Below are 11,507 nucleotides of genomic sequence, written 5' to 3' on the forward strand. Positions count from 1 at the left end.
CATAGTTAGCATTGGTATTAGTAATACTCCCACTATTAGTAATCTCTAAGTTTTTATATTCTTTATTTTGGGAAGCAGAGATTTGTTTATTAGTAAGTGATGATGTAACTTTATTGGTATTAGCATCAGTTGTATCTAAACCAGTATTTCCTAATAAAACCCAATTATCTTTAGCTACAACATTATAAGGCAGTGTTAATAAAACACTTGCACAGATTAAAGAGAGAAAAGAGGGAGTAAAGGGTTTATGGGCATTAAAAGTTAAGGAATTAGGAATATAAACTTTAAGATTACTCTTAGATTCTAAAGTAGAATCTTTTGTATGGGATTGTAAAGTTATAGTATTTGCAGTTTTAGCATTGACTTTAGAATCTGTTTTAGAATGTAAGACTTGGCTTCTTAGAGGAGTATTATTGCCCCCCCCCCCCATAGAATTTATAATAGGGCTTACATAAAAAGATTTATTACTCATAATTTCTCCTTTTTTGCCCCCCCCCCCCTAATATATTATTATATTAGGAGATTTAGGCATTTTTATTATGTATTTGTCATAAACTATTTTTAACATTCCTAGTATAGCATAAAATTTAAACTTTATTAAATAATATTAGGATTATTGGTTGTATTAAAATTACGCAAGGATTTCTTTGTGTAATTTAGGCATTTTATATAGTTAGGGATTTAATAACCTATTTAGCTTAAGTAAAGGTTAAAATAAACAATTCATTTTTATAGAAATTAAAAATTATAGCGAAGCTCTAAGCGGAATCTCTTTCGTTGTTCTTCTTGGCTTTGTTTATTGTCATCCCAAACGGAAGTATCTTTTTTCTTTAGAAAGATTTCTTTATCACTTTTGGTATTTAAAAACATATAAAACATCGTAATACGCATTTGTTTGGTATGTTGGTAGTAAAGAATAGGTGTAATTTCTTGGAATTTGATTTGTGCATTATAGTTATCATTGCCTCTCCCCCTTTGGAATTTTGTTGCTCCTTTAGTGTATTCTATCCCTACTTTTAATTTTTTTGTGAGTTCATAAGTGGGGTTAATATAGAAAAGATTTAATGAGTTACTTTCATTTCTAGCAGGGGTTTGTGTGCCGGTATTTGGTAGCATAGAAATCGTCATCCCTGTAGCAGAGTTTTCAAAAAAGATTCTCCCAATTGGCTCACTCATATAATAACCCTCGTTATCTAAAGAAACCGTGTAGCTATCTTGTGTGTTCCCCCAATATCCTATTCTTACTCTCAAAGGAATATGGAATTTATGGAATTTAGCACCTAATTCTATCCCAAATAAATCTGCTTTGTTTTTGAATTTGTTAGTTTGTGGATTGAGTTTTTCATTGTTGTAGAGAGGGTAGAGAATACTTGTGCTGCTATTATCAAGATTAGCAAAAGAGTAAAATCCATTATAAAAGAAAATTCCTCTTTCCCAAGAGAGTTGTGTATAAAGTCCAGCTTTTAAGAGATCCTTAATGTGGAATCCCCAAATTTGTGCATGAAAATTTCCATATTTTGTTTGATAATTTCCTAATGCGGCTAAAGAAAAGAATGATTTATCAATGGAGCGATTATCCCCAAGATACCCAATATACATATCATCAACACTCCAAGAATCAAAAATAGAAGCCATAAAAGTCCAATTTTGTATATCTGAATTTGTGATGATAGCTCCTGTTGCTCTATCGTGTAAAACATCGCTATATGGAGTGTTGAGAACCATTTTGCCTAGCTTAATGCTAGTAGTATCTGTAGGGGTTAGAGTCATATTGAAATTAGAAATCCCAAAGTGTGAATCTGCACCTGCTCCTAAACCTCTCCCTAGAAAAGCACCCGCTCCATTAGTTGGAGGATTGGATTCTGGCAACCCTTTTCCGTGATTGACATTTTGTAAAGGATTGTGATAGAGCAATCCTAAATTAAAACTTATATTATTAACAGGAGCAGTTTTAAAATCAATCGCTGCTCGGTATTGATGCCTTGCTCTTCCATTTCCATTATTATTTTTAATGTAGTTTTGGTCTTTATAGCGGTCATCTGTATAGCGATAACGCAACATCCCTCTAACATCTATGTTTTTAATAGCATTTTGTAGATCTTGTGCTGGGCTTGTAGAGACTAGCCCAAATCCTAATCCTAAAATTAATAAGAATTTTTTTGACATTTGAAACTCCTTAAAAACTTTTGAAGGGATTATATTGACTTACAGCTTAAGAAGTAATATAATAGTAATTATTATCATAAGTAAAAATGAATAGTGAGGTTTTAGAGATGAAATTTTTATGGCGATTATTTTTAGGGTTTTTAATGTTCTTTGGCGGAATTTCCTTTGCTAAAGAGGAGGTTATTGTTGATGTTTTGGGTAGGGAGGTAAAAGTTAATCTTCCAGCAAAACGCATTGCGTTAGGGTTTTATTATACCGATTATCTAGCAGTTGGTGGGGTCAAGGCATTAGATAATGTTGTGGGATTTTCTAAGTCTGTTTGGACGGATTGGACTCCAGCTAGTTGGGAAGTTTATAGTAAAAAACTCCCGCAACTTCATCGGTTAGAGGATTTTGGAGAAGTGGAGGTTGGGACATTTTCTATTGAAAAAGTGCTTTCTTTAAAACCTGATTTATTAATTTTGGCAAATTGGCAGTATCAAGTGTTAGAATTAGATTTAGAGCCTATTGAAAAGGCAGGGATTCCTATTGTGGTTTTAGATTATAATCGTGAGCTTGTGCCTTTGCATATCGCTAGCACTATGATTTTAGGGAAAATTACGGGAGAGAATAAGAGGGCAGAGGAGTTAGCAAAATTTTATGAGGATATTGCCAATAAAGTTGCGAGTAGAATTGCTAAAGCAAATCTTCCTAAGCCTAGAATCTATATAGAATTTGGAAATAAGGGTCCTAATGAATATGGCTTTACTTATGGTAAAGATATGTGGGGCTCCTTGATTGATTTAGCAGGGGGAGATAATATAGCGGCTCCTTTTGTAGAGAAATGGGCACCTATCAATCCTGAACAAATTATCGTTTCAAATCCTGATGTTATTATGATTACTGGTAGAGAGACGGAATTAGAGAAAAACAAAGAATCTATGGTTATGGGGATTGGTATTAGCAATCAAGAGGCTTTAAGGAGATTAAACGCTTATAAGAAAAGGGCGGGGTGGAAATCCTTAAATGCAATTTCTAATAATCGTCTTTATGGTCTTTATATGGGGGCTTCTAGGACTTTAGCGGATGCGGCAATGATTGAATATATTGCTAAGGCTTTATACCCTACTTTATTTGAAGATATAGACCCTATTCAAACTTACATTGATTATCATAAGAAATATCTTCCCATTGTTCCAGAAGGGACTTTTGGGATTAGAGCAAGTCAATAATAGAGTCTATTTATGTCTAAGCAAATTGAAGAAACTTTAAAAAATCATAGAAAAAGTGAATACCGCCGTTTGGTAATTATTCTTAGCTTTTTAGTGATTGCTTTTATATCTTTAGTTTTTGATATTGTTACAGGTCCTTCTATGTTGCCTATTAAAGAAGTTTTTTTGGCTTTATTTCATCCTATTTTTCCACAAGAGGAGATTGATAAAATTTCTTTAATGATTGTGAATGATTTGCGGTTACCTATGGCATTAATGGCATTAATTGTTGGTGCAGCATTGGGGGTAGGTGGGGCAGAGATTCAAACGCTTTTAAATAATCCTATGGCATCTCCTTATACTTTAGGGTTAGCAGCCGCATCGGGGTTTGGAGCTTCTTTAGTGATTGCCTTTGGCTCTTTTGGGTTGCCTTTAATTATAGCTGTGCCTTTGGGGGCTTTTGTAATGTCGATGGTTTGTGCGAGTATTTTATTTGGTTTTGCGGGTTTAAAGCAATTTAATTCCTCCTTATTGGTGCTTGTAGGGATTGCCTTATTATTTCTTTTTCAATCGCTCCTGTCTTTGGTGCAGTATGTATCTTCACCAGAAATTTCCCAACAGATTCTATTTTGGCTATTTGGAAGTTTGCAAAAGGCTAATTGGGTCAATGTAGTGGTTGTTTTTATGGTTACTTTTGTTTGTATTTTATTACTTTTTAGGGATATTTGGGCATTAACTGCGTTGCGTTTAGGTGAGAGTAGGGCTATGAGTATTGGGGTAAATCTTAGTAGATTGCGTTTTAAGGTCTTAGTATTTGTTTCTATTATGACGGCTACGGCTATTAGTTTTGTCGGTGTTATTGGATTTATTGGGTTGGTTGCACCCCATATCGCAAGAATCTTAGTGGGTGAAGATCAACGATTCTTTTTGCCTAGTGCTATGCTAGTGGGGGCTGCTTTTTTATCTATAGCTTCTGTGCTTTCTAAAGTTATTATTCCTGGAGCTTTATTTCCTGTTGGGATTATTACCTCTTTTGTGGGAGTTCCCTTTTTCTTTTGGATTATTCTCTCAAAAAGGAAGTTAGTATGCTAGTTTTAAAGGATTTAAGTATTTATCGCGGTAAGTTTTGTGTGTTAGAGGGTGCTAATCTTAGTTTGCAAAAGGGAAAGGTTTATGCACTCTTAGGTGCAAATGGAGCTGGAAAATCTTCTTTGATGAAAGCAATTTTTGGGGAAATTAAGCATAAGGGTGAGATAAGCTTTGCAGGAGAGACTTTGAATTTTTTGCAACAATATACTTGGAGAAAATCCATTGGCTATATGCCTCAAGATAATAATGTCGATGTTAGCTTAAGTGTTTTAGAAGTAGTTTTATTGGGTTTAATGGATTCTTTGGGTGTTTATATAGAGGATGAGAAAGTGCGTTTAGCTGCTAAAATTATGCAAGAATTAGGCATTATTCATCTAGCCCAAAGGGATATTATGGATTGCTCTGGAGGGCAGAGGCAAATGGTGATGTTCGCACAAGTTTTAGTGAAGAATCCTAAACTCCTTTTGCTAGATGAACCCGTGAGTGCTTTAGATATGCGTTATCAATGTATCTTACTTAATTATGTGCGAAAATATACTATTAAAAAAGATTTGATTACCCTAATGATTTTGCACGATATTTCTTTAGCGGTACAATTTGCTGATGAATTAATCGTTTTATCTGATTCTAAGATAGCAGCTAAAGGAAGTGCGAGATGTGTTTTAACGCAAGAGCTGATAGAAAAAGTCTATAAGGTTTTGGCAAATATCTTTTATGATGATAGGAATTTTCCTGTTGTGGTTGCTAAAGAAGCGATTTAATTTAAGGAGTTATTATGCGATTTATTTTATTGTTATTCGCAATATGTGTAGCCTATGCAAAAGATTATGAGGTGAAAATGCTAGATTTAGATAAACAGGGGAATACTATGGTATTTGAACCGGGGTTTATCCAAATACAACCCGGAGATACTATTACCTTTGTCCCAACGCATAAAACCCATTATGTGCAAAGTAAGTTAATCCCTGATGATGCGGAGCATTTTTTGAGTGAGCTAGATGAAAGAGCTACCTTTAAATTTGATAAAGAAGGGGTTTATATTTATGTGTGTCCTCCCCATCAAATGATGAATATGGTAGGTATTATTCAAGTAGGTAATGCGCTTAATATTCAAAAGATTAGAGATTCTGTGCCTAAGTTAGATAGGAGAGCGCAAGTTAATAGGGGGCGATTGATTGAATACGCAAAAGCTATCAAAGAGTAGGGATTATTCTTTTTTAATTGCTACTTGTGCTCAATATCCACAAGGCAATGAGGGGTTAGTGCAGCTAAAAATGGCTTTGGAGCAAAAGGGGTTTGCTTGTTGGTTGCAAAATTGGCAAGAAATACCCCTAGATTATTTAGATACTAAGACTATTATTCTGCCTTTAGCCATTTGGGATTATTCCCTACATTATTCGCTTTTTTTAGAATTTTTAGAGAAAATAGAAGAATCTTCTTTAAGGATTGTAAATCCTTCTGCATTGATTTTGTGGAATTTACAAAAAGATTATTTATTGGATCTACAAAAGAGGGATTTACCTATTATCCCTAGTTTGGTTCTTTATCCCCATACACCTTTTTGGGAGGAGAGGATAGGGCAAAAACAATGGAGCAATCCTGTTATTAAGCCTCTAGTTGGGCAAAGTGGAATGGGAGTAGTGCGATTCAATACACAACCTTTGAGGCAAATGGATTATCCCTTAGGGGCAATGGTTCAGCCCTTTATAGAGAGTGTTTATACACAAGGGGAAGTTTGTTTGGTGTTCTTTTGCCAAGAATACCAATACGCTATCCATAGGAAACCCGCTCTTAGTGAGTGGAGGGCTAATTCTCATTATAAGACAACTATTCACGCAATAGAACCTAGCGATCAATGGGTGGAGATTGCAAAAAAGGTTGTGGAAAATCTCCCTTTTAGGGCTTGTTATGTGCGTGTTGATTTGTTGCCCCAAGATAGTCAAAGAGCTTTGATTAGCGAAGTGGAACTCATTGAACCCTCTTTATATTTTGATTATTATCCGCAAACTTCTCTACAAAGTTTCATTGCAAACCTTTTAGAGTTTTTAGGGGTGTAAAATCATTAATAGGTTTAAATTTATCTTCAATCCTTATAATGGGATTTAATAAGCCTAATAGAATATTGAACTTAACTATTTTAGGGTTTGTTATAAGGCTAGAATCCTTAGTGATTTATTGATTACAATAAAATTATAAAAAGGGGTTAATAAGTCAATAAGATTTCACAAACTTAATTTACCTTTAGCATTCAATGGCTTTAAGGGGATAAGATTGATTCTAAAGTGGCGTGAATAGCCTTTTTAGGATAATAATTTATATAAGGTGGTATTTTATTTCAAAGTGCTAAATTGAGAAAGTGAGTAGGCTTGATTTTGTTTTAATGGTAATTTGTTTTTTGAAACACTTTGTTTTAAAATGAAAAATTAAGAAAGCTTTTTTCACAAAATATCACAAAATCAATCACAGCAACCCATCTAAAAAGTGACTTTAAAAGCGTATTAAAGCATTTACAAAAATCATTACAAATTTAGAATGCAGGTTAAAGTAAGCTGCAACTTGCCTAGAAACTTCTAGTTTTATCCTCCAATTCTTATTGATTTATAATCTTTGAGTTATTTTATATAAAGTTCATTTTCTACGCATAATGCAAAGATTGCTATTATCTTTACCTAAAAAAGATTTGTTAATATGTTGTGTTTATTTCTAAAATATTACACACCTATCCTCTTGCACTTGCGGTTATACTCATATTGTTTAGAGACTTAGGGGAACTTTGGGTAATGGGATTTAAAATCATTGAGAGTGCATTATAGGCTCGTAAAAAATGATAAAAAATTTTGTGTGAAGTTTCTAAAGTATGGATTTTAAAAGAGTTTTGAAGATAGAAAATACATTTATAATTTATTTGAAGTGATAAAGTATATGGCAGAGAGGAAGGGATTCGAACCCTCGAAAGCTTGCACTTTACACGCGTTCCAGGCGTGCTCCTTCAACCACTCGGACACCTCTCTATATCCCCCAAAAAAGGGGTAGATTATTTTATAGTTACCATTTTGCGACGCAAATAGGCAATTTTGCTTTGAAGTGGGAGATCTTTTGGGCAAACATCATGACAGGCAAGCAAACTCATACAACCAAACACACCATCATCATCGCCTACTAGCTCATAATAATCCTCATTGTTTCTTTCATCGTGTGGGTCAAGCATAAATCTCACAACACGATTAAGCCCTGCAGCCCCAACAAAGTCTTCACGCATTAATTTCGTCCCGCAAGCTGCTATACAACAACCACATTCAATACATCTATCAAGTTCAAAAACTTCTTGGGCTACTTCTGGTTCTACCCTTTCTTCTAGTTGGCTCATATGTTCCACGCTTTTTTCTTGTGCGTGAATCCAGCTTTTTACTCTTTTGCTCATACCATTAAACCAATTACCGGTATCCACAGATAAATCTTTAATAAGTTTAAAGGCAGGGAGTGGCATAAGGGTAATTACGCCATCGGGAAAGTCTTTAGTTAGGGTTCTACAAGCAAGTCTTGGGCGTCCATTAATCATCATTCCACAACTCCCGCAGATTCCAGCACGGCATACAAAGTCAAAGCTTAAATCGGGATCATATTGTTCCCTAATCATATTTAAGACAATAAATACGGTCATTGAATGTGCTTCTTGGAGTTTATACTCTACAAAATGGGGTTTTGAAACCGCACTATTTGGGTTAAACTTTAATACTTTAATTGTTAGCGTTCTACCGCTATTTTCTGTGGTTCTACTCATTGTTTATCTCCTATTCTTTCATTGCGGGTTTTATAATATGCTTGTAAATCAAAAGGCATTAATGCTTCTTGAATGGCATACCTGTCCTTTCCTTGTGCTTCCATATCAGAGCGTATTTTATCAATTTCTTCTTGTCTCCTTAGACTTTCTGGGTTTTCAATAATCATTCCCTTAGCACCATATCCACGGAATCCTGGAGCAATTTCCATTGTCGCAATATCTAGGGACTCATAGGTGAGTGTCGGTAAGGTTTGATTGGGGTCTTCCCAAGAAGCTAAAGTTCTCTTTAACCAATTGACATCATCCCTTTTAGGGTAGTCTTCACGGCTATGTGCACCTCTTGATTCTGTCCTATCTAAAGCACCTTTAGCAACACAAAGAGCGATTTTAAGCATTTTTGGGACTCTATAGGCTTCTTCTAACTCTGGATTAGCTTCTAGTCGTTTGGTTTTAATTGCGATATTTTGGGAGCGGATATAGAGCTGCTCTAGCTCATCTACTGCTTCTTTAAGATGAGTCCCATCACGGAATATACCAACCTTTTCTCCCATAATTTCTTTCATTCTGTTTTTAATTTCAAAAACATTTTCTTTACCCTCACTAGTTAAAATGTTATTAAGGTAGGTTTGTTGTTTTTGGATAAATTCTTCCACCAATTTTGTTTCAATTGTGGCATAGGTGTTTTGGCAACTTTGTGCAAAATAATCTCCGATAATCATCCCTGAAACTACCGCTTCACTGACAGAGTTTCCACCTAATCTATTAAATCCGTGTAAATCCCAACAAGCTGCTTCACCTGCAGAGAAAAGCCCTTCTAAGGCGGTTTCCCCTTTGTAGTTTGTGCGGATACCACCCATTGAGTAGTGTTGCATAGGCTTAACAGGAGCCCATTTTTCAGCAGGGTCAATTCCTGCAAAGCACTCACAAATTTCTTGCACATCTCTTAAATTCGTTTCGATATGTTGTCTGCCTAAGATAGAAATATCAAGCCATAAATGCTCTCCATAAGGAGATTGTACTCCTTTACCCTCTCGGATTCTTTGAATCATTCTACGCGCTACAACATCACGACTTGCAAGCTCCTTTTTTTCTGGTTCATAATCAGGCATAAAACGGTATCCATCAACATCTCTTAATACCCCACCATCTCCACGACAACCTTCAGTGAGTAAGATACCACTAGGAAAAAGTGCGGTAGGGTGGAATTGCACCGCTTCCATATTGCCTAATTTTGCTACCCCTGTTTCAAGGGCGATGGCACTTCCTATTCCCTCACAAATAACAGCATTTGTAGTATCTTTATAGATTCTTCCATATCCTCCTGTAGCGATTAATGTGCCCTTTGCGACATAGCCGATTAACTCTCCTGTGATTAAGTCTCTTACAATTGCACCATAACATCGCTTATCCTTGTGGATAAGGGCAATGGCTTCTTTTCTATCGTGGATAGTAACATCGTGTTTTAAGGCTTCATTAGCTACTGCAAATAACATAGTATGTCCTGTCGCATCTGCTGTGTAGCAAGTCCTCCATTTTTTTGTCCCACCAAAATCTCTAGAATGGATTAAGCCATGCCGAAAATCTTCTTCTGTAATAGTTGTTTTTTGAGCGTTGATAATGGCGGTTCTATCCCCTTTTTTGATTCTCGTCCAAGGGACGCCCCAAGCGGCTAGTTGTCGGATAGCTTTAGGGGCAGTTGTAACAAACATTCTCGCTACTTTTTGGTCGCAACCCCAATCACTTCCCTTTACGGTATCAGCAAAGTGCAAATCCTCATTATCCCCATCACTCATTTTGGAGTTACCAAGACTTGCTTGCATACCACCTTGTGCGGCTGCAGAATGGCTTCTTTTTACGGGAATTAGGCTTAAAACAATAGTATTTAATCCCTTTGATTGACAAGCTACTGCAGCTCTAAGCCCTGCTAAACCTCCGCCAATTACTAGTGAATCACAATATATAATTTTCATTTATAACTCCTCATTTTTTACCATAGAGTGTATGATCTAGAGTTTTCATATCTTCAATGCTTGTATTAGGGGATATATCTTGTGATAGCCCGATTTTTACATATGCCCCAAAGGTTAATAACCCAAGAGTGATAAAGAAAATACTCATACCCTTTTTGATATTTCTTAAAGTGTTTAAACCTAAGTTTTCAAACCAACCCCATTTTACACAGAGGCGGTATAAACCAATAGAGGCGTGTAATTCCACTGCAAAAAGTAAAAAGATATATAAAATCCAAAAATGTTGATGCACGAAGCGGTAAGCTGAAGCATTAGGTCCAATAGTATCTGGAGCTGTTAGCATCACAAATAAATGCACACTGGCTAAAAAGAATAACGCAAAGCCACTACAGGCTTGAATCCACCATAGTGATGTATCGCCGTGTTTCATTAGGGTTTTATGTATTTTAAAAATACTGAATTGCTGAAAATTAATAGGAAATTTTCTTAATGCCAAAAAAGCATGGACAACAAAGGCTACAATTACAATTATTGCGACAATGCTAACGAGGAATGGTTGTTCTTTTTCTAAGAATACACTCCCTTCAAAAAATTTTGTTACTTTATACATAATTTCTTGACCCAATAAGATACTAGAGACAAAAAACATATGTGCTATCATAAAAAGTGCTAGAAATAAGCCTGTAGCACTTTGCCAAAAATCTAAACGCGCAGGAAGTTTGCTTTTTTTGCGCTCTGGAGTTATTTTTAAATAACCTTGGATAATTCCTTCATCATTTTGCATAAAATCCTCCCAAAGTGGAATATTTGAGTGCTTTCGCACGACATTCAGCTTAAAACTATAAAAACAGAGCATTAATTATAAGACAAAATCAATTAAATTTTATTGAATATTTAAAGTATAGAGTGCAAGATTCATGTTTGTGTGGCTAGGGATGTTGATAAAAAATGTAACTTTTAAAGAAACTTAAAGGATAAAAAAGTATTATCCAGCTTGTTATGGATATTTGCATAGAAAAAAATTACTTTAAAGAATACGATTATATTTGTTAAGGAGATATTGTAATGATGCCTTTTAGTGATGAAGAATTATTAAAGCCTGTTGAGATTGTAATTGATAAAGTGCGTCCAATGTTAGTAGCTGATGGGGGGAATGTAACTTTATTAAAAATTGAAGAAGGTAAGGTATATGTTCGTCTAGAGGGAGCCTGTAAAGGCTGTGCTAGTAGCTCTAGGACTTTGAAGTTTGGTATTGAACGGGCTTTAAAGGATGAGATTCACCCAGAAATAGAGCTTATTAATATTGCTTAA

11 protein-coding genes and 1 tRNA gene are annotated in these 11,507 nt (G+C 35.3%); 6 read left to right on the plus strand and 6 right to left on the minus strand.

The features are described from left to right. Positions 1–472, minus strand: a 472-nt coding sequence (locus LS72_RS03335) for a hypothetical protein (RefSeq protein WP_138155023.1), incomplete at its 3' end; no start/stop codon positions are given. 266 nt (positions 473–738) lie between these two features. Further along, positions 739–2,166, minus strand: a complete 1,428-nt coding sequence (locus LS72_RS03340; protein WP_138155025.1) for a major outer membrane protein — start codon at positions 2,164–2,166, stop codon at positions 739–741. A 143-nt stretch (positions 2,167–2,309) separates the two neighbouring features. Here LS72_RS03340 and LS72_RS03345 point away from each other — a divergent pair, with 143 nt between their 5' ends. Genes LS72_RS03345 through LS72_RS03365 form a run of 5 tightly spaced genes read left to right on the plus strand, consistent with a single transcriptional unit; the run spans position 2,310 to position 6,502 of the window. Continuing rightward, a complete protein-coding gene (locus tag LS72_RS03345) occupies positions 2,310–3,377 on the plus strand; it encodes an ABC transporter substrate-binding protein (protein WP_414458059.1) in 1,068 nt (355 codons plus the stop codon). 12 nt (positions 3,378–3,389) lie between these two features. Continuing rightward, on the plus strand, positions 3,390–4,448 hold the full coding sequence (locus LS72_RS03350) for a FecCD family ABC transporter permease (protein WP_034555156.1): 1,059 nt from the start codon (positions 3,390–3,392) through the stop codon (positions 4,446–4,448). Beyond that, positions 4,442–5,206 (plus strand): ABC transporter ATP-binding protein, encoded by a 765-nt coding sequence (locus LS72_RS03355; protein WP_034555158.1) that lies wholly within the window; start codon positions 4,442–4,444, stop codon positions 5,204–5,206. Before LS72_RS03350 ends, LS72_RS03355 begins: the two co-directional genes overlap by 7 nt. A 14-nt stretch (positions 5,207–5,220) precedes the next feature. Continuing rightward, positions 5,221–5,649, plus strand: a complete 429-nt coding sequence (locus tag LS72_RS03360) for a plastocyanin/azurin family copper-binding protein (protein ID WP_138155029.1) — start codon at positions 5,221–5,223, stop codon at positions 5,647–5,649. Beyond that, positions 5,621–6,502 carry an ATP-grasp domain-containing protein gene (locus tag LS72_RS03365; protein ID WP_052087376.1) on the plus strand — a complete coding sequence of 294 codons (882 nt, stop codon included), beginning with the start codon at positions 5,621–5,623 and terminating at the stop codon, positions 6,500–6,502. Before LS72_RS03360 ends, LS72_RS03365 begins: the two co-directional genes overlap by 29 nt. An 866-nt stretch (positions 6,503–7,368) precedes the next feature. Here LS72_RS03365 and LS72_RS03370 read toward each other — a convergent pair. The 4 genes from LS72_RS03370 to LS72_RS03385 all read right to left on the minus strand — a co-directional run bounded on the left by LS72_RS03370 (position 7,369) and on the right by LS72_RS03385 (position 10,980). After that, positions 7,369–7,456: transfer RNA gene (locus LS72_RS03370), tRNA-Ser, on the minus strand. Positions 7,457–7,479: 23 nt separating this feature from the next. Next, positions 7,480–8,226, minus strand: a complete 747-nt coding sequence (locus tag LS72_RS03375; RefSeq protein ID WP_034555148.1) for a fumarate reductase iron-sulfur subunit — start codon at positions 8,224–8,226, stop codon at positions 7,480–7,482. Next, the gene (locus LS72_RS03380; protein ID WP_138155031.1) at positions 8,223–10,196 is read right to left on the minus strand and encodes a fumarate reductase flavoprotein subunit; all 1,974 of its coding nucleotides are present in this window, start codon (positions 10,194–10,196) and stop codon (positions 8,223–8,225) included. Before LS72_RS03380 ends, LS72_RS03375 begins: the two co-directional genes overlap by 4 nt. A gap of 10 nt (positions 10,197–10,206) precedes the next feature. Further along, positions 10,207–10,980 (minus strand): fumarate reductase cytochrome b subunit, encoded by a 774-nt coding sequence (locus LS72_RS03385; protein ID WP_034552580.1) that lies wholly within the window; start codon positions 10,978–10,980, stop codon positions 10,207–10,209. 281 nt (positions 10,981–11,261) lie between these two features. Between LS72_RS03385 and LS72_RS03390 the strand changes: the two genes are divergently transcribed. After that, complete coding sequence (locus LS72_RS03390) at positions 11,262–11,507, plus strand: NifU family protein (protein WP_034552577.1); 246 nt, start codon at positions 11,262–11,264, stop codon at positions 11,505–11,507.

Source organism: Helicobacter apodemus, assembly GCF_000765745.2.
GTDB lineage: Bacteria > Campylobacterota > Campylobacteria > Campylobacterales > Helicobacteraceae > Helicobacter_D > Helicobacter_D apodemus.